The sequence below is a fragment of the Shimia biformata genome (genome assembly GCF_016888515.1).
GTDB classification, from domain to species: Bacteria; Pseudomonadota; Alphaproteobacteria; order Rhodobacterales; family Rhodobacteraceae; genus Shimia_A; species Shimia_A biformata.
In genome coordinates this window covers 956518-975456 of sequence record NZ_JAFEJK010000001.1, presented here as the reverse complement: position 1 = coordinate 975456, position 18939 = coordinate 956518, and the positions used below count along the sequence as shown (strand labels likewise).

The window sequence follows — 18939 nt, the reverse complement described above, 5'->3', positions numbered from 1 at the left end:
GGGTCGGGCGCATCGCGGCTGCGCCGGGGGATAGGTCGTTGGTCATGTGGACAAATCCCTGATCTTCTCTAACAACCTATCCATTCGCGCAAAAACTTCGTCAGAAATGGCCTCTTCTGGGTCTCTGCCGCCGTGAACAACCGTGTTTCTAAGTGACCGAAGTTGCGAGTACTCATCGTAGTCTTTGGACTCGTAGCCTTGTCGCGACGACAAAATGGCCAAAGCGCGCCTATTGAAGTCTCTTTTGGTTGAGCCTCCGTCACCAGAAACAAGCTTTTCAAGCTCAATCCATTTTTCCAAAAATGCACCTAACCTCAAAGCTGAGGAGGTTTGCTTGAATACCAGTGTCACCCCGAACAACGCTCGGTACATCTCCAAAGCTATCTGTGAATAGGCCTCTGCTTTCGCTCTTTCAACAGTCAAGCCATTTCCTTGATGATAAAGCTCGTTCCGCAACCTATGGAACCACTCTACCTCACCTAGATTGATGCCAACCAACCGCTCAGAAGCGTGCTCTTCCAAACCATCAAGCAATGAAACGAAACTCGAACAGATATCGTCTCTCTGACGTCTACTAACCTCCACTCCAGTTAGTCGCTTTGGCAAAGAAATGTATGTTTGCATCGCCAACTCAACAGCATTGTCGATGCATATCATTGCAAGTCGCCTTTTGCTGTCGGAGTCCACCTCCAACAATTCGAATGCATGTCCAAGAATTTCCGCAGGCCCAGTAGCCCAAAGAGGAACCGAATTCACCCCTTCCCCTCCAAATACCGCTTCTTCGCCTCTTCCTGACGGCCAAAGTCCCGCACCATCGCCTCAATCGCGACCTCGTCCGACTTATCGGCATAGCGGAACTCGCTATCGGCGTAGCGGTTGATTTCCTGGATCACCATGTCCGTGGTGATCGGCACGCGCAACTCGGCGATCATGTCACGTTTGGTGTCATAGTCCTTGAACAGGAACAGGTCAGGGTTTTCCATCCATTCGTCGGGCAGTTCAAAGTCCATCGCGCGGACCTTGACCGCATCCGTGATGTTCTTGATCGCGCGGCCTGTGAACCGTTCATCCGCCTCCTGAATGGCCTTCAGATAGGTGCCCATCTTGGCGATGGTATCCAGCTCACCGACCGAGGAATGCACCCTGTCAAAGACCTTCATCAACCCCTCTTCATGCGGGCGCGAGTGGCTTTCAAACGACGCCGCCACCGCCTTCTGGATCGCCTGCGCCTCGAACAGATCATGTTCTCCCAACGGGATCGAATGGTTCTTGCCCATCAACAGCGCAAGGATGTCGATATAGTCCTCTCGCGTCTGTGGCCCGTCGACCAGGAACCGCGCCCCGGCCCGCTGGCGCAGGGCATCGTCGACGTTTTCGGGATAGTTCGAGAACATGCCGAAGGTGCAATTCCCGCGCACAACCGTATTGGCCCCGGCAAAGCTCTCCATCAGCACCGCCGTAATCTCCAGCTGCCCCGCCGAAGACTGCCGATCCCCTCGCTTGCCTGCCAGCTGGTCGATATCGTCGATGGTGCCAAAACCGATCACCATGGGATCGATGATGCTGTTGATGAACGCCTTGGCATTCTGGCCCGACTTGCCCTGATAGCTGTCGATATTATCCGTCGACAGGTTCTGATAGCGGAATGGATAGCCCGCGACTTGACAATAGTCGTTGATCAGCCCCGCCATCATCTGGATCAGCGTCGTCTTGCCCGTCCCCGGCTTGCCGTCGCCCATGAAGGTAAAGATGAAGCCCCCCAGTTCCGCAAACGGGTTCAGCCGCCGGTCGAAATCATAGGCCATCAGCATCTTTGAAAGCTTCATGGCCTGATATTTGGCGATGTGGTTGCCGACCACCTCGTTCGGCTTCTTGAAGGTCATTGTCAGGGTCGAGCCCTTGGCGGCGCGCGCCGGGGTGAACCCCTGAAGCGTCAGATCGTCCGCCTCGACCCGCCAGCTTGCGCTGGCAAAGGCCTCAAGCCGCCCGGCGGTCTGGGCACGCAGGGCGACCTTTTCCATCACCTGTTCGGCAAAGGCACAGACACAGGACACCAGCTTGCCATCATCCGTCGCCAGCGCCGCAATGTCCTGATCCAGTTCCCAAAGCACTCCATGCAGGGCAAGCTGGGCATTGTCGGTCAAAACCTCTTCGACCTCTCCCACCTCAACGCTGTCCTCGCCCTGATGCGCGGCCAGAAGAAATGCCGTAGCATTGCCAAAGACATAGAGAACCACCAGCGCCTCGGCAGTCAGCAACTCGGAAAACGTCGCGCGCTTGTCGTCACCCAGCGACCCGGCAAGATTGGCGCGCTTCAGATCGGACAGCCCGGTAGCCTCGGCAAACTGCTCTCCCATCGCCAGCGCAATTGCAAGCGCACGGCGCAACCCGTGCATCACATTCGCCTGTGCCGGGCTGACCAGCGGGTCATCGCCATCCGCGCCTTCGATCCGGTCGACCAGATGCACCCCTTCGGGACGCGCGGTCGAGCGTGTCACCAGCCCCGGCGTCGTCGATCGGAACCGCCGCCGCGTGGCCAATCCGGATGACCGCTCGGGCGCCGCCATCTCGCGGCCCTTGGCAATCCTTGGCGTGTGGTCGAACCCGTCGAGCATCGCAACCGCCGCCGGGTAGTGCTTGCGGATATCTTCTTCACGCAATTCCATCTGGTCGATTGGCAAGCTCATCTGGTTCTCAACTTTCTTTCTTGTTCAAATACTCGTGCCGCAGGCATGGCCCCAAGGGCCATTCCGGTGAGCCACTCAATAGCTCAACACCCGCCCCTGCGGACTGACGACAAACTTCTGCACGGCGCCAAACCCCGGCGGGTTCAGTTCTTCCAGTGTCTGGAACGGGCGTTGCGGCAGGATGATCGACCGCTCCATCCGCGTCGCCCCGGTATCCACGCCGCGTCCGCCAAACGGGTCCAACGCGAAAACCTCACGCTCGACCGTGCCGAACCAGCCCGAGCGTTCCTCGATCACCTTCTCGCTAATCAGGTCCTCGACGGTCCAGGCAAGGGCCCAATCTTCGCCCTCAGGCGCGCGAGCGGTGGCCAGGACCTCGCGCAGCGGCCCGGATTGAGAGGTGTATTCATGGGAATACATCGGACCGATGTGGATACGGCGCAGGCGTTTGGGGTGCAGGTCGTCAAAGGTTTCATCAAACCCCTTGGCGATGGTAATCAGCTTCAGCCCCCCCAAGCTTTGCGCCATCAGATGGGCCTGCGCCTCGGGCCAGCGTTTTTCATCCTTGGCCAGTGCCGTTCGTCCAGTGTCCTCAACCTCCATCAAGTAGATGGTGGGCAGGTTGATCTGGCTGTCATAGACAGCCCAATGCACAAGATAGCGGCGACGATCCTCGACCCCGGACAGCCAGATGGCAACCGGGTGGTTCTGCGCCCAGAACAGGCTGCCGCGCATCAATTCTTCGTAATAGAGCCGCTGCGACAGTGCGAATTGCAGCTTGGTCGGGATTTCTCGGTCGCCAACGATCTGACGAACCATTTCGTCCTTGAGAGCGTCAACAGAGGGCATGTTGCGCAGGTGGCTTTCGGCCTGCTGCGCGTCATTGGCCATCATCAGGATTTCGTTGAAGACGGGGAACCCGCTTTCGACCGTGTCCATCTGGAGCGAACCGAAAAACCGGCCCGTATCCCGCCCAACCAGCAGGTATTTCATGCTCAGCGCGTGAAAAGTGTAGTTGATCGCCACAAGATAGCGGGTGATGACCTCGGCCTCTTCCTCGGTCAGCCGATCCTCGGCCTGCATGGTCGCCGCTACGCGGGTCAGGTGGTCGGTGATAACCTCGAACTTGCGGAAATAGCGGCGTGACGCGAAAGTGTCGGTCAGCGCGGCATGGTCCTTGTTGGGAGTGTGGTCAGCCATCATCGGCCCTCGGACCGCCTGCGATCCGGATCACGCCCATCCCCGCCCCGAAGGGCGGGCACGATACGCTCACCTTCGGTTCCGGGCGCGATCCCTTGGCTATCGCGCTTTTCGTCAAAAGATTACGCCCCATAAAGGTTCTTGTCGTGTTTCTCGACGATCTTCTCGAAGCGGCGGGCAAAACGTTCGTCGGCCTTCGCCTTGGCTTCAAGCACTTCGCGGGCAAAGACCATGTGGCCTTCGTGCGCTTCCATCATGTCGGCCATGCGCTGATTGGTGGCAGTGCCGATGGCAGCCATGGACGCCTGGGCTTCCTTGTCGGTCTCAACTCCGATCTCGTTGATACGGTGGGCGACATCCTGCTGCTGCGCGGTCTTCAGCGATTTGGTCAACGCATCATAAAGCACCACGCGCTGCTTGGTGTCCGTCTGAAGCTTGTTGATCAGCACCATCTGCGTCGCCGCCTGGTTCTGCAAACTGTCGATCCAGGTCTTGCCCTTTTCTATATAGCGCTCCAGCGTCTGCGATTTCGCCAGCTTCACCTGCTCTTGCTGCACCAGCTCATTGTATTTCGCATTCAGCGCCGCCAGTTCCGATTCGAGCGTGGTCCGAGCAGCCGCGTCCTGCTCAACTGAAATCTTGTTTTCCAGTTCGATGATCTTCGGGTCCATTCCCTTGATCTCGTCCCGCAACGCTTCAAGCTCACCCACCGTCACCTCGCGGTCGTCCAGCGTCTCGGTCAGGTTGGCCTCGACCCGCTCCTTCTGGTCATTCAGCACCTCAAGCTGGCCTTCCAGAAGTTTGGTGATGACATCGGATTTCGAGATCAGGTCCTGCAGCTTGTCGTCGATATTCGCGGTGCGGATCCGATCCTGGCGCAACGATTCTGATTTGGCACGGCTGAAGATGCCAACAAAGGACTCCCATCCCGTCTTGTCGCGCATCTCACTGAAATCCTTGGAAAATGCTGCCGTCACGTCGTCCAACCCCATGATCAGCTCTGCGATATTGGCATTCATCACGTCGGTATGGGCGTGGACGTCCTCGAGCGTCGCATTCTCGATATCGATCGAGATGTCGTCACCGCTTCTCAGTTTGGACCGTGCGGTTTCGATCCGGCTGGTCAGTTCGGCAATCTTTGCCTGTGCCGAGGCAACCTGCTCCTGCGACTCGCGCACCTGCGCGTCAAAATCGGCCATCAAACTCTCCCTGTGCAATCAATCCTATGCCGCGACATGAGACCGATATGGGCAATGTAATGCCCATTTACATCGGGGAGTCGCATCAATCGCATAAACTGTTGCAAAACCACACAGAGTTGAAAAGGGGGAACCGCGCCGCAATTGAGGGGATTTGCATACTGCCCTCTTGCAGGGCAATCCGTCAGGGCGCATATCGCCGTGGACCTAAAGGAAAACCAACATGCGTGCCCAACTGGAAGCCTTTCTCGACCGTGATCTGACCCAACGTGTCATCCTCGGAGTGATCATCTTCAACGCCATGCTGCTGGGACTGGAAACATCGCCCAGCATCATGGCTGCCGCCGGTCCGCTGATCGTCACGCTGGACACGATCTGCCTTGCCATTTTCGTGGTCGAGATCGTAGCCAAAATCTATGCCCGCGGCTGGCGGTTCTTCCAATCTGGCTGGGGTCTGTTCGATTTGATCGTGGTGGGGGTCGCGCTGATCCCGTCGGGCTCGGGCATCTCGGTCCTGCGAACCCTGCGGGTGTTGCGGGTTCTTCGCGTGGTTTCGGTCGCGCCACGACTGCGAAGGGTGGTCGAGGGCTTTATCTCGGCCCTGCCCGGCATGGCTTCTGTTTTCCTGTTAATGGCGATGATTTTTTATGTCGGCGCAGTGATGGCGACAAAACTGTTTTCGGACACTTTCCCGCAATGGTTCGGCGACCTTGGCATGTCGGCCTATACCCTGTTCCAGATCATGACGCTGGAAAGCTGGTCGATGGGCATCGTACGCCCGGTCATGGAAGTGCATCCCTTTGCCTGGGTCTTTTTCGTGCCATTCATCCTGATCACCACTTTCGCGGTGGTGAACCTTGTGGTCGGCCTGATCGTGAACTCGATGCAGGACGCCCACCACGAAGAAGACGTGATCAAGACCGACAATTACCGGGACGAGGTGTTGCACCGCCTTGAAGCGATGGACGCACGGATCGCCGAAATTCAGAAAGAGGTGAAGAAATGACCGATGCCCAGAAGCTGTCCCTGCCTGTTACTATCTCTGGCGAAGGCGAAACCGACAGTCCCGCCCCCGACCGCCTGATCGCAGGGAACCCGGTCTTCACCACCTGGAACCTGGAAGAGCGCGACGGCCTTTATGCCGGAATATGGCGTTCGACCCCCGGTAAATGGCGTGTGATCTACGACGAGTGGGAGTATTTCCGCATCCTCGACGGTGTCTCTGTCCTGACAGGTGACGACGGGTCTTCGGTGACATTGAAGGCCGGAGATGCCCATATTCTGCGCCCCGGGTTTGCCGGCACTTGGGAAGTTGTCGAGACCACAACCAAGGATTACGTGATCCGCCTTTGACGCGGCACTCCCGCCCGGTCTGCATGCAGCAAAGCTGCCAGCACACCGATTTGGGCGTGGCCCGGACGCTGCGCGTCCAGGCTTTGGGTATTTTCGACCAGAAAAAAGCAGTCGGTCAGCCGACCAGGTTGAACTCCGGCCCATAGGGGTATCCGGTGATATTCTCGTTCCCGTCTTCAGTGATAATGAGGATGTCATGTTCGCGGTAGCCGCCCGCACCGGGCTGTCCGTCGGGAATGGTCAGCATCGGTTCCATCGAGATCACCATTCCCGGCTCCAGCACCGTGTCGATATCCTCGCGCAGTTCGAGGCCCGCCTCGCGTCCATAGAAATGACTGAGAACGCCAAACGAATGGCCATAGCCGAAGCTGCGGTATTGCAGGAGGTCGCGCTCGGCGAAGAAAGCGTTGATGCCGTGGGTGACTTCGGCGCAGGTCGCACCGGGTTTCAACAGCGACATGCCCAGTTCGTGCGCCTCGATGTTGGCCTGCCAAAGGGCCAGGCTATCGGCGTCCACCTCTTGGACAAACATCGTCCGTTCCAGCGCGGTGTAATAGCCCGAGATCATCGGAAACGTGTTCAGTGACAGGATATCGCCGCGCTCCAGCACTCGCCCCGTAACCGGATTATGGGCGCCGTCTGTGTTGAGCCCGGACTGGAACCAGACCCATGTGTCGCGATACTCGGCCTCTGGGAAACGGGACGCGATTTCCAACTCCATCGCGTCGCGCCCGGCCATGGCGACGTCGATCTCTCGGACACCCGCCTTCACCGCGTCGCGGATGGCATAGCCGCCAACATCGGCAACGGCGGCTCCTGCGCGGATCAAATCAATCTCGGCAGGTGACTTGTGCATCCGCTGCACCATCGTGGCGGGGGCAATATCGGTGCTGTGTGAGGGGGAAAGGAACCCATCCAGCCGCGCCATTTGTGCCAATGTCAGGTGATCGCCCTCATAACCGATCCGCGCGCCTTCTCCGGTCACAGACCGCACCGCGCGCCAGAAATTGTCGCGTTGCCAGTCGGTGTAGGTGATGTTGTCACCGACCGACCGGCGCCAAGGTTGCCCAGCGTCAATCCCGGCGGAAATTGTGACGCACTCCGTGGCCGTCACGACAACCGCATAAGGCCGACCGAAACTGCAGTAAAGAAAGCCAGAATAGTAGGCGACGTTGTGCATAGACGTCAGCACGGCCGCCTGCAGCCCCTCGCGCGACAGGATTGCACGAAGACCGGCAAGGCGTTGGTGATATTCGGCTTCGGCAAAGGGCAGCGTGGCCTTTTCGCCGTTGTGGAAACGAAAGAATTCAGGACGGGCTGTCATGTCGACCTCCTTGCAAGAGGTCCCGGCGTTCAGGACAGGGGAACGGGCGCAGGGGCATGCCCTGTGGCGACGCCATCGCCAGTGCCTTGGTGATTTGTGGCGCAGATGATGGAGAGGATCAAGCCTGTTGGCGACATGCAAAAGCGCGGTTAGGTTCAACCGCGACATGTCGGCAAGAAGGAAGAAAGCATGCACCCCGGAGAGATGAACCTGATTACCGATGTCGCTGGGCTGAAGGTCGGAAATGCCTCGGATGCGGGGCTGAAATCCGGAGTCACGGTCCTGACCGCCGACCGCCCGTTTACCGCCGGTGTGCATGTCATGGGCGGCGCGCCGGGGACGCGCGAGACGGACCTTCTGGCGCCAGACAAGACGGTGCAGCAGGTTGATGCCCTGGTCCTGTCGGGGGGATCGGCACTGGGTCTGGACGCCGCCTCGGGTGTCGCGGACGGGTTGCGCGCGATGGGGCGCGGTTTTGCGGTGGGCGACCAGCATGTGCCAATTGTCCCAGCTGCGATCCTGTTCGACCTGTTGAACGGCGGCGACAAAAACTGGACCGAGAACCCATATAATGCGCTTGGCCGCGCAGCGCTCGCGGCGGCAGCGGAGCGCTTTGACCTTGGTAGTCATGGCGCAGGCACGGGCGGCACGCTGGCGTCACTCAAGGGCGGACTGGGCTCGGCCTCGGCGGTGCTTGCTTCAGGCCATACCGTCGGCGCACTGGTCGCGGTCAATGCGCTGGGGGACGCCACAGTGCCGGGCAGCCGTCATTTCTGGGCCGCCCCTTGGGAACAGGGGGACGAATTCGGCGGTCTCGGCACCGCCCCGGACTACCCCAAGTCCATGCCCGATACCAAGTTCTCGATGCACAACACGACAATTGCGATTGTCGCCACGGATGCCGTTCTGGATCAGGCGCAATGCACCCGCATGGCCACCGCGACCCATGACGGCATGGCGCGCGCGCTGGTGCCCGCGCACACTCCGATGGACGGAGACCTAGTCTTTGCCGCCTCCACTGGTGCGAAACCACTTGCCGACCCGGTGGGCGATCCCCTGATTCTGGGTCATGCCGCGGCAACCTGTCTTGCGCGCGCGATTGCCCGTGCGGTGTTCCTTGCCACGCCGGCCGCGGGCGACACCCACCCCTGCTGGTCGTCTCTGTGACGGTTTGTTGAACGTCACCCAAGAAGGCAGCGCATCATCAGGCTGTCCTTGTCCTCCAGCGCCTCGATAACATCGAAATGGTGCCTGCCCCCGGCGATCAACAGGTCCACGCCCCAGGCATCGGCCAGCCACCTGGCCTGATCCAGAAACACGGGCCGCTCTTTCGCGCCCACCCAGACCGTGACCTCAAGTCCGCCGCGCGGTTGATGCAGGTGAGGGCTTTCGGCTGCGGCCTCTGCTGCATCAAGCCGCAGATCGGCGTTCATTGATGTCTTCATAATCTCGCGCAGATCGGTGACCGGTGAGATCGGCACCACGCGCGTCACACGCGCCGCGACATCGTCCGGCAGGACTCCTTCGCATGCCATGCGCGCCACCAGTTGCCCCCCAGCGGAATGCCCTGTCAGCACGATTGGCCCCGCCACACATCCCGCCGCCGCAGTCACCGCCGCGGCGATCTGGCGGGTTATCGTTGCGATCCGTGCAGTCGGGGCAAGGTCATATGACGGTATCGCCACCGCCCAGCCGCACGCCACCGCACCCGCGGCTAGATGCGACCAGTGGTGTCGGTGAAACTTTAGCCAGTATCCGCCATGGACAAAGACCAGCAACCCTTTGGCGTCACCGCTTGGCAAAAACAGGTCAAACGCCTCTCGCCGGCCCGCGCCATATGAAATCCCGGCTTCACTCCTGCTGGATGCCCGAAACGCGGCGGCGTCCCGTTCCCATCTGGGCGGGTAATCCTCGGCCCCGGGGATATAGGCGGCATTTGCGTAGGCATCATCGTAGTCCATCTGCGTCCCTTCTGATCGAGTGCCGGCATCAGACCACATCCGTTCTGGCGGACAAGCGCTTTTTCGGGCTGTCAGGAAATTGACACCTGTTTGTCATCCACCTGTAACGCGCCACCGCCATGCCCGGGCAGCACATTCCAAAACGGAGTTCCCCATGTCTTTCCGAACCATCTGCCTGACCTCGTCCCTGGCGCTTGCCGCCAACGGCGCATTGGCCGAGATGAATTTCAACCGTATCGCCAGTTTTGCCACCCCGCGCAACATGTCGCAGGACGCCGACACCAGCCGCGAATCCTCGGCCGAGATCATTGCGGCCAGCGATGACGGCCTGACACTGGTCTATACCGACAGTCCGCTTTCGGCCCTTGGCCTGATCGACATCACCGATGCCCATGACCCGAAACCACTGGGCAATATCGCGCTGGATGGTGAACCGACCAGCGTCGGCATGGTGGGTCGCACGGCATTTGTCGGCGTGAATACCTCGGACAGCTTTGTCGCGCCTTCCGGTCACCTCGCCGCAATTGACATCGACACCAAGGCCGAACTCGGGCGCTGCGACCTGGGTGGTCAGCCGGATTCCATTGCCATTGCCCCGGACCAGAGCTTTGTTGCCGTCGCAATCGAAAACGAACGTGACGAAGACCTGAATGATGGCGGTCTCCCGCAATTGCCCGCAGGCCACTTGGCTCTGGTCGGCCTGAAGGCAGGCGCATTGGACTGCGGATCCATGCAGATGGTCGGCCTGCAGGGGCTTGCCGAGATCGCCCCTTCCGATCCCGAACCCGAATTTGTGTCAATCAATTCTCTGGGCGAAACCGTGGTTACGCTGCAGGAAAACAATCATATCGTGATTGTCGGCAAGGACGGTTTGGTGAAGTCGCATTTCCCTGCCGGGAGCGTTGACCTTGAAGGGATCGACACACAGCGCGAACGTGCATTGGCTTTCACCGACAGCGCCACGGGCGTGGCCCGCGAACCCGACGCAGTCACCTGGATCGACGACATGCATTTCGCGACGGCCAACGAAGGCGATTACAAAGGCGGCAGCCGGGGCTGGTCGATCTTCAAGAAGGACGGCACGCTGGTCTATGACAGCGGCGCCAGCTTTGAACATGCTATCGTGGAAATTGGCCACTACCCCGAGAAACGCTCGAACAAGAAGGGCGTCGAACCGGAATCGGTGACCTTTGCCCGCTTCGGCGACACGCCTTACGTCTTTGTTGGATCCGAGCGCGGCTCGATCGTCGGCGTTTATGACGTCACGGATCCTGCCGCGCCCGTCCTGAAACAGCTTTTGCCCTCGGGTGTTGGCCCCGAGGGTTATGTCGCGCTCCCCGAACGTAATCTGCTGATCTCAGCCAACGAAAAGGACCTGATCGAAGACGGCGGCGCGCGCGCCCATGTTATGTTGTTCGAATACCAGGACGCGCCGACCAGTTACCCTATGCTGACATCGAATGGTATGGACCAACTGACCGGCTGGGGTGCGATCTCGGGTATGGTCGCCGACAAGGGCGACATCATCTGGGCGGTGAATGACAGCTTCTATGCCATGCAGCCAACCATCTTCAAAATCGACGTTTCACATCAGCCCGCTCGTATCGTCGATGTCATCCGTGTCACCCGCGCCGGCCAGCCCGCACAGAAGCTTGACATGGAAGGTATCACGCTGGACGGAAATGGCGGGTTCTGGGTCGCATCCGAAGGTCGCACCGACCGGGTTGTGCCGCACGCCCTCTACCAGGTCGCGCCCAACGGTGAAATCGTGAAAGAAATTGGCCTGCCGCCGGCACTGATGGCGGTCGAGAAGCGCTTTGGTTTCGAAGGCGTGACCATGATCGGCGACACGCTCTGGATGGCTGTCCAGCGCGAGTGGAAAGACGACCCAGCAAATCACGTCAAGCTTGTTGCCTACAATACCAAAACCGGGGAATGGGGCGCGGTGGCCTATGAAAAGGCTCAGCCTGATACCGGCTGGGTCGGTCTGTCCGAGATCACCCGCTTTGGCGAATACGTCTATGTCGTCGAACGCGACAACCAGCATGACCACCGGGCGGTGACCAAAAAGATCTATCGCATTCCGCTGGCCGAGATGACCCCTGCCCCGCTTGGCGGCGATCTGCCCGTCGTGTCCAAAGAACTTGTGCGCGACCTCATCCCCGAGATGCTGTCGACAGGCGGATACGTGCTGGACAAGGTCGAAGGACTGGCAATCACCGAGGACGGGCGCATCTTCGTATCAACCGACAACGACGGTGTCGACGACCATTCGGGCGAGACCCTGTTCTGGCAGTCCGGCACAGTGTCGGGTGCCTTGAACTAAGCTTGGGTACATCAGAAATGCACAAAGGGGGACGCCACGCGCCCCCCTTCTTTCTTGTCAATACGCTCCGGGATTCGGGCTAGGACCCGAGCCGGTGGACCAATCGCGATCAGTTGACGGTTTCAGCGTCCACAACGTCCTTCTTGGACGAAATCGCAGGTTTGGCGCTGGTGATCTCGATCCGGCGCGGTTTCAACGCTTCGGGAATCTCGCGTTCCAGATCGATGTGCAGCATACCATCGGCATGGCTTGCCCCGGTAACGCGCACATGGTCGGCCAGCTGGAAGCGGCGTTCAAATGCACGGGTGGCAATGCCGCGATGCAGATAGGTGCGCTCGGTGTCGTCCTCGGCTTTGCGCGCGGTAACGATCAGCGCGTGTTCCTTCACCTCGATCGACAATTCATCCGCCGAAAACCCGGCCACCGCGATAGAAATGCGATAGTGGTCATCGTCGGTTTTTTCGATGTTGTAGGGTGGATAGCTGGATTGTCCTGCATCATTGGACAGAACTCGGTCCATCATGCTGGCAAGCTGGTCGAACCCGACCGTGGACCGGTAAAGCGGTGCGAAATCATAAGTCCGCATGTGTCATCCTCCTTCTTGAGCGACAACTGATATGTGATGCCTTCCCTCATGGGACAGGCGGAAGCACAGGACCCGATTGGCGTCCTGCCTCCCTGATTTAGGTATCTGAATTTGCCGGTTCAACCCCCGCTGGCGCGCAGAAATTTTGCCCCTGTGACTGTACGGTTATCGACACCAGCACGATCCAACTCTCGTTTCAGCCGATCCACGACCCCCTGTGTCAGCATCGGCGCCAGCGCCACGTTCTGCCCGTCCATCTCCGCCTTGGCGGAAATGACCGAAACGATGCGCGGACGCCCGCCTTCCATGCTGAACACCGGCGCGCCGCTCGATCCGAAATCGACGTCGCATTCCAGCACATAGACCGTCGACTGCCGCCCCAGAATTTTACAGGCACGCTCGAGGCTGGGGGCGTTCTCGCGGCCTTTCGCATAGGACACGACGGCCACGGACTGGTTCCGGCGGGTCAGCTTGCCGCCAATCTCGAACGGCTCGACCACGCGCCCCATTGGTCGACGCAAACGAAGAAGGGCAAAATCATTCTTGACCCGGTCGCCGGGGTTCTTGGCGCGGAAATTATAGCCTGGGAAGGTTACGGCGCCGCGCACCTCGCCGATGGCCTTGGCCCGGCCATTGCGCAGCCCGGCCCGAAATACAATCTGGTCCGCCCGCACGCGCTTTCCGGTCTTCTGGTCAAACAGGCAGTGCGCGGCCGTCAGGACAAGGTTTGACGCGATCAATGCCCCAGTGCAGAATCCGTGCCCTCCGATTTCGAGCCGTCCAACCGCTTCCAGCCCCCGCGCATCATGGCCGGTTTGAAGTGATTTCAACCCTTGTTGCGCCGCTAGGGGCTGCGCAAGGGCAACACAAAGCCAAATGATGATCGCCAAAAACCGCATGAAACCTCCTGCAATGACAGGGGCACCGTAGTCACGGGTTAAGGCAAAAATCGGGCGTTTCGCGGGTTATCTGAGGATCGGGATCTCTGGCACATGCTTACCCTCGGCCGTCAGTGCCGGCGGCTGCGGGCCGCCTGTGGCCCAGTCCAGCAATTCGACCGTATGCACGATCGGCACCTCGGTTCCGCCACCGATCTGCATCATGCAGCCGATATTTCCCGCCGCAATGATGTCCGGATTCTTCGCCTCCAGCGTCCGCACTTTCCGCGCCTTCAGCTGTTTCGAAATCTCGGGCTGCATCAGGTTGTAAGTTCCCGCCGATCCACAGCAAAGGTGGCTGTCGGCCGGTTCGACCACCGTGAACCCGGCCCGTTTCAAAAGGTCTTTGGGAAAGGTCTTGATCTTCTGGCCGTGCTGCAGTGAACAGGCCGCGTGATAGGCCACCACGGTTGCCTTGTCGTCGCCTTCGGGCAGGTCAAGCTGCATCAGAAGCTCGGACACGTCCATCGCGATATCGCTGACCCGCTTGGCATCCGCCGCCAGCGGTTCGTTTCGGAACATGAAGCCGTAGTCCTTGACCGTGGTGCCGCAACCGCTGGTGTTTATCACGATGGCGTCAAGCCCTGCACCGTCCATCTCGTGGCACCACGCGCGGATGTTCCTGGCCGCGGTGCCGTGGCTTTCCTCGGTCTTGCCCATGTGGTGGGTCAGCGCCCCGCAACAGCCCGCACCCTCGGCTACCACGACCTCGCAACCCAGCCGGGTCAGCAGCCGGATGGTCGCGTCATTGATATCGGTGTTCAACGCCTTCTGCGCACAACCTGTCATCAGCGCAACGCGCATCTTCCTTGGCCCGACGGGAGCAAAGCTTTGTGGGTCATCGTTGCGACTGACCGGAGGAATGTGCTTCGGCGCCATTTCAAGCATGGCTTTCAAACGCGCGTCCGGCATGAGGAACGCAAAGGGCCGCCCGATCTTGGCCCCAAGCAGCGCCAATCGGAACCGTGTCGGATAGGGCAGAATGCGCACCAGCGTCCAGCGCAACAGCCGATCCATGAATGGGCGCTTGTATCTGCCCTCGATGTACTCTCTGGCATGGTCAACAAGGTGCATGTAATGCACCCCCGACGGGCAGGTCGTCATGCAGGCCAGGCAAGACAGGCACCGGTCGATGTGCATCACCGTCTTGGGGTCAGGATCACGCTCGTTTTCAAGCATGTCCTTGATCTGGTAGATTCGCCCGCGCGGGGAATCCAACTCGTCCCCCAGCACCTGGTATGTCGGGCAGGTCGCGGTGCAGAACCCGCAATGGACGCAGGCGCGCAGGATTTCATTTGCGCGCTGGATACCCGGATCCTGAAGCTGTTGTTCCGTAAAATTCGTCTGCATGTTGCCTACCCCATCAGTCCCGGATTGAGGATGCCACGCGGGTCGAACTGCGCCCGCAATCCTGCCGTGATCCGGGCCACCCCCGCTTCTTCGGGCTGAAACACCGACACCGCACGCCGCGTTTCCGCGCTGCCCCGAACAAGCGTCGCGTGCCCACCAAGCCGTGCAACCGCGCCCCGAACCGCCGCCGCGCCCCCATCGCCGCCTTCTGGCATCAGCAGCCACACAAGCCCACCGCCCCAGTCGCAGATCGCCTGCGGATCACCCAATGCGTTCAGCAAGGCTGGCGCATCTGTCGGTTTCACAGACACCCGCCACACTGTCCCTGCCTGTCCCGACAATGGCGTCACGTCCCGCACCTCTTGCCACAAAGCGGCACTTGCCACGCCTTCGTAAACGTCCCAACCCGCGCAGATTTCCGCGCCCATCTGCTTCAGGCGATAGGCTACCGATGCTGCCAGCCCCTCAATCCGCACCCGTGCCTCCCCGGTGTCGGACAGCCACGCTGCCCCGGTCACGTCAAAGGGCGAGCCCAGCGCCGCAGAAAGTGCCGCGACCCCATCCTGTGCCGAAAGTCCTTGCGCGACCAGCGTCGCCTCGGTCTCGGGGATAGCCTGCACTTTCAGGGACACTTCGCTTAACACGCCCAGCGTTCCCCAGGATCCCGCCAACAGCTTCACCAGGTCATAGCCGGTGACATTCTTCATCACCCGCCCGCCGTTTTTCAGGACCCGGCCGCGACCATCCACGAACCGCACCCCAAGCGCGGAATCGCGGCACGCCCCCGCCTGGATACGGCGCGGCCCCGATACGTTGGCCGCAACCACGCCTCCGATGGTCGGCACGCCGGTGGTTCCCAGAAGCCCGCGATGGTCCATGGGTTCAAACGCCAGCCGCTGGCCCTCCGAAGCCAACGCCGCCTCGATATCCGCCAAAGGCGTCCCCGCCGCAGCAACCAAAGTCAATGCGCCTGGCTCATAAAGCGATATCCCCGACAGCCCAGCCGCCGAAAGCACGTCCCCGTCCACCGGCGCGCCAATGTCCCGCGTGCCACCACCGATCACCCGCAAAGGCCCCGTCGCCCCCGCCACCGCATCGGCCAATTCCGCCTCGCTTCCCGGTCGCATCATCTTTCTCTTTCCTCAAATACCTTGGGGTGAGCGTGGAAAGCCCGGGCTTTCCGCGCGAGGGGCTACGCCCCTATTCCGCCGCGATCCGCCGCGTTTCACTCGATTGCAAGGGGAATACCTTGGCCGGATTCAACAACCATTTGGGATCAAACACGTCCTTGACCGCCATCTGGATATCAAGGTCATCGGCCTCGTATTGCGTCACCATCAAGTCTCGTTTCTCGATCCCGACGCCATGCTCACCGGTCAGACAACCGCCAACCTCGACGCAAAGTTTCAGTATCTCGGCGCCAAACGCCTCGCATTTCTCAAGATCTCCGGGCTTGTTGGCGTCAAACAGGATCAGCGGATGCATGTTACCGTCGCCAGCATGAAATACGTTGCCGACATCCAGCCCGAACTCCTTTGACATCTCACCAATCCGCCGCAGCACCAGCGGCAACTGGCTGACCGGGATCGTACCGTCGAGGCACATGTAATCGTTGATCTGCCCCATCGCGCCAAAGGCCGACTTGCGACCCAGCCAGATCTTGGCGCTTTCCTCAGGTGATCCGCTTTCGCGCAACTCCACCGGGTTGTGAGTCTTCGCGATGGCCACGATCCGTTCAAGCTGCGCTGCGATCTCTTCCTCGCTGCCCTCGACCTCGACGATCAACAGTGCCTCGCAGTCGGGATAGCCCGCACCGGCGAAGGCTTCCGTGGCACGGATACAGGGGCGGTCCATGAATTCGATCGCAACGGGAAGGATGCCGGATTTGATGATGTCGCTGACACATTCCCCCGCCACGACAATGTCGTCATACCCGATCAGGACAGGCCGCGCGCCTTCAGGCTTGCGCAGGATCCGCAATGTCGCCTCGGTGACCACACCCAACTGTCCTTCCGAGCCGCAGATCAGCCCCAACAGGTCCAATCCGCCGGCGTCGAGATGCGCGCCGCCGATCTCGACCACCTCTCCTTCCATCGTGACCAAGGTCACGCCCAAAAGGTTGTTGGTGGTCACGCCGTATTTCAGACAATGCGCCCCGCCCGAATTCATGGCGATATTGCCTGCGATCGCACAAGCCAGTTGTGACGATGGGTCGGGTGCATAGAAGAAATCCATCTCTTCGACCGCACCGGTGACACTCAGGTTGGTGCGCCCGGTCTGCACTCGGACGAACCGGTTTTCGTAATCGGTTTCCAACACCGCGTTCATCCGCGCCACGCCCAGGATCACGCTGTCGGCAGTCGGCAGCGCACCGCCAGCAAGCGACGTCCCGGCCCCACGCGGCACCACAGGCACGTTTTCCTCGTGGCATATCTTCAGGACGGCGGCGACTTCATTCGTCGACGCCGGCAGCACGGCCGCCAGCGGCGGACAACGGTAAGCGGTCAGGGCATCGCACTCATAAGCGCGGGTCTCGGCCTCGTCCCCGATCACCGCATCGGCCGGCAAGACGGTGCGCAGGCGATCCAAAATCCTTGCTTTCTTGGCCAGAACGGTCGGGCTGGGGGGGGGCATGTCCATTTGAATCACCTCTGAAACATTGGTAAAGAAATATAACCAATTTTCCGATCTGGCAACCACCCTTCCCGCGCGCTAGTGTCGCGCCATGAACTGGAGCGACCGCATCACCTTATTCGACCCGCTGGATGCAGCGGCGCTGGCAACGCTGTTTGTCGCGTGGCTTGCCATCGGCCACCTGATCGAGAACCCACCCCGATCGCGTCCTTCGGTTTCTTCGATCATGGTCTATTACCGGCGCGAATGGTTCCGCCACTTTGTGGAACGCAACCCGCGCGTCTTTGACGCCCAGATTCTCGGCAACCTGCGGCAGGGCACGGCGTTCTTCGCATCAGCCACGATGATCGCCATTGGCGGTGGGCTGGCGCTGATCGGCAATACCGAGCGGTTGGCCGGGGTTGCGACCGACCTCAGCCTGTCCCGCGACCCAGCCATTGTTCTGGAAATCAAGCTGGTGGTAATGATCTTCTTCATCGCCAACGCGTTTTTGAAATTCGTCTGGGCGCACCGGCTGTTCGGCTACTGCTCGGTCGTGATGTCGGCGGTGCCCAATGACGTCACCGATCCCGCCGCCCTGCCCCGCAGCGCCAAGGCTGCCGAGATCAATATTACCGCCGCGCGCAGCTTCAACCGCGCCATGCGTTCCGTCTATTTCGGACTGGCGGCGGCAGCGTGGCTGTTCGGTGGCAGTGCGCTTCTTATGGGCAGCATTGTCACCGTGATTGTGCTGTGGCGGCGCGAGTTCGCCTCGTCCAGCCGCGCCGCACTGTTGGAAACCACGGACGGCTATCCTGCGCCCTGATCTTCCTCTTGCCTGAAATACCTCGGGGTGAATGCATCAGCAGAGGGGCAGCGCCCCTTCAAACCCGGTGATAGGGCGCGCCCGCCAAAATTGACGCAGCACGATAAAGCTGCTCGCTCAGCATCACCCGCGCCAGCATATGCGGCCAGACCATCTTGCCGAAAGACAGCTTCATGTCTGCCGCCCCGCGCAACCCCGGATCGATGCCGTCCGCGCCACCGATCACGAAGGCCAGGTCGCTGACTCCGGTGTCGCGCAACCGTGCCAGCGCGTCTGCAAAATCGGGGGATGTCATCAACTTGCCACGCTCATCCAGCGCGCAGATCGTGGCACCTTTTGGGATCGCGCCGCGCAGCAGATCTGCCTCAGCCCCCATGCCCCCGCCTTTCTTGTCCTCAACTTCGATCAGCGACAGCGGCCCAAGCCCAAGGGCCCGGCCGGTCCGGTCAAAGCGGGTCACGTAATCGTCGATGAGGTCGCGCTCGGGACCGGACCGCAGCCGGCCGACGGCGCAAATGTGCATGCGCAGGGGCAATAGAGGTCTCCGGGGGCCAAACGGCCCCGCCTGTCAGCCGG

General features: G+C 60.5%; 17 protein-coding genes. 5 read left to right on the top strand and 12 right to left on the bottom strand.

Annotated elements, in window-relative coordinates; genetic code table 11:
• Positions 1–42 precede the first annotated feature (42 nt).
• The 4 genes from JQ863_RS04690 to JQ863_RS04675 all read right to left on the bottom strand — a co-directional run bounded on the left by JQ863_RS04690 (position 43) and on the right by JQ863_RS04675 (position 5086).
• Complete coding sequence (locus JQ863_RS04690) at positions 43–657, bottom strand: hypothetical protein (protein ID WP_204113158.1); 615 nt, start codon at positions 655–657, stop codon at positions 43–45.
• A 95-nt stretch (positions 658–752) separates the two neighbouring features.
• A complete protein-coding gene (locus tag JQ863_RS04685) occupies positions 753–2687 on the bottom strand; it encodes an AAA family ATPase (protein ID WP_204113157.1) in 1935 nt (644 codons plus the stop codon).
• A gap of 75 nt (positions 2688–2762) precedes the next feature.
• Positions 2763–3887 carry a hypothetical protein gene (locus tag JQ863_RS04680; protein ID WP_204113156.1) on the bottom strand — a complete coding sequence of 375 codons (1125 nt, stop codon included), beginning with the start codon at positions 3885–3887 and terminating at the stop codon, positions 2763–2765.
• A 122-nt stretch (positions 3888–4009) separates the two neighbouring features.
• Entirely contained in the window at positions 4010–5086 is a 1077-nt protein-coding gene (locus JQ863_RS04675; RefSeq protein WP_204113155.1) for a coiled-coil domain-containing protein, read from the bottom strand.
• A gap of 223 nt (positions 5087–5309) precedes the next feature.
• On the opposite strand from JQ863_RS04675, the gene JQ863_RS04670 reads away from it, so the two are divergent.
• Complete coding sequence (locus tag JQ863_RS04670; RefSeq protein ID WP_204113154.1) at positions 5310–6092, top strand: ion transporter; 783 nt, start codon at positions 5310–5312, stop codon at positions 6090–6092.
• Positions 6089–6439, top strand: a complete 351-nt coding sequence (locus tag JQ863_RS04665) for a cupin domain-containing protein (RefSeq protein WP_204113153.1) — start codon at positions 6089–6091, stop codon at positions 6437–6439. Before JQ863_RS04670 ends, JQ863_RS04665 begins: the two co-directional genes overlap by 4 nt.
• A gap of 115 nt (positions 6440–6554) precedes the next feature.
• Here the strand turns inward: JQ863_RS04665 and JQ863_RS04660 are convergent, their stop codons facing one another.
• Positions 6555–7763, bottom strand: coding sequence for an aminopeptidase P family protein (locus JQ863_RS04660; protein WP_204113152.1), 1209 nt, complete (start codon positions 7761–7763; stop codon positions 6555–6557).
• Between the two features lie 189 nt (positions 7764–7952).
• Between JQ863_RS04660 and JQ863_RS04655 the strand changes: the two genes are divergently transcribed.
• Positions 7953–8930: a P1 family peptidase gene (locus JQ863_RS04655; RefSeq protein WP_204113151.1), complete on the top strand. Its 978-nt coding sequence runs from the start codon at positions 7953–7955 to the stop codon at positions 8928–8930.
• 14 nt (positions 8931–8944) lie between these two features.
• Here JQ863_RS04655 and JQ863_RS04650 read toward each other — a convergent pair whose 3' ends face one another.
• Entirely contained in the window at positions 8945–9724 is a 780-nt protein-coding gene (locus tag JQ863_RS04650) for an alpha/beta hydrolase (protein ID WP_204113150.1), read from the bottom strand.
• Positions 9725–9878: 154 nt separating this feature from the next.
• Between JQ863_RS04650 and JQ863_RS04645 the strand changes: the two genes are divergently transcribed.
• Complete coding sequence (locus JQ863_RS04645; RefSeq protein WP_204113149.1) at positions 9879–12050, top strand: esterase-like activity of phytase family protein; 2172 nt, start codon at positions 9879–9881, stop codon at positions 12048–12050.
• Positions 12051–12159: 109 nt separating this feature from the next.
• Here the strand turns inward: JQ863_RS04645 and JQ863_RS04640 are convergent, their stop codons facing one another.
• The 5 genes from JQ863_RS04640 to JQ863_RS04620 all read right to left on the bottom strand — a co-directional run bounded on the left by JQ863_RS04640 (position 12160) and on the right by JQ863_RS04620 (position 17564).
• Positions 12160–12636 (bottom strand): Hsp20 family protein, encoded by a 477-nt coding sequence (locus tag JQ863_RS04640; RefSeq protein WP_204113148.1) that lies wholly within the window; start codon positions 12634–12636, stop codon positions 12160–12162.
• 119 nt (positions 12637–12755) lie between these two features.
• The gene (locus JQ863_RS04635) at positions 12756–13466 is read right to left on the bottom strand and encodes a trypsin-like serine peptidase (protein ID WP_204113147.1); all 711 of its coding nucleotides are present in this window, start codon (positions 13464–13466) and stop codon (positions 12756–12758) included.
• Between the two features lie 135 nt (positions 13467–13601).
• Entirely contained in the window at positions 13602–14924 is a 1323-nt protein-coding gene (gene glcF / locus JQ863_RS04630; RefSeq protein WP_204113146.1) for a glycolate oxidase subunit GlcF, read from the bottom strand.
• Positions 14925–14929: 5 nt separating this feature from the next.
• On the bottom strand, positions 14930–16051 hold the full coding sequence (locus JQ863_RS04625) for an FAD-binding protein (protein WP_204115056.1): 1122 nt from the start codon (positions 16049–16051) through the stop codon (positions 14930–14932).
• A 73-nt stretch (positions 16052–16124) separates the two neighbouring features.
• Complete coding sequence (locus tag JQ863_RS04620) at positions 16125–17564, bottom strand: FAD-linked oxidase C-terminal domain-containing protein (protein WP_204113145.1); 1440 nt, start codon at positions 17562–17564, stop codon at positions 16125–16127.
• Between the two features lie 85 nt (positions 17565–17649).
• Here JQ863_RS04620 and JQ863_RS04615 point away from each other — a divergent pair, with 85 nt between their 5' ends.
• Positions 17650–18363, top strand: coding sequence for a DUF599 domain-containing protein (locus JQ863_RS04615; RefSeq protein WP_204113144.1), 714 nt, complete (start codon positions 17650–17652; stop codon positions 18361–18363).
• A 58-nt stretch (positions 18364–18421) separates the two neighbouring features.
• Here JQ863_RS04615 and rlmH read toward each other — a convergent pair whose 3' ends face one another.
• Complete coding sequence (rlmH, locus tag JQ863_RS04610; protein ID WP_204115055.1) at positions 18422–18892, bottom strand: 23S rRNA (pseudouridine(1915)-N(3))-methyltransferase RlmH; 471 nt, start codon at positions 18890–18892, stop codon at positions 18422–18424.
• Positions 18893–18939 lie beyond the last annotated feature (47 nt).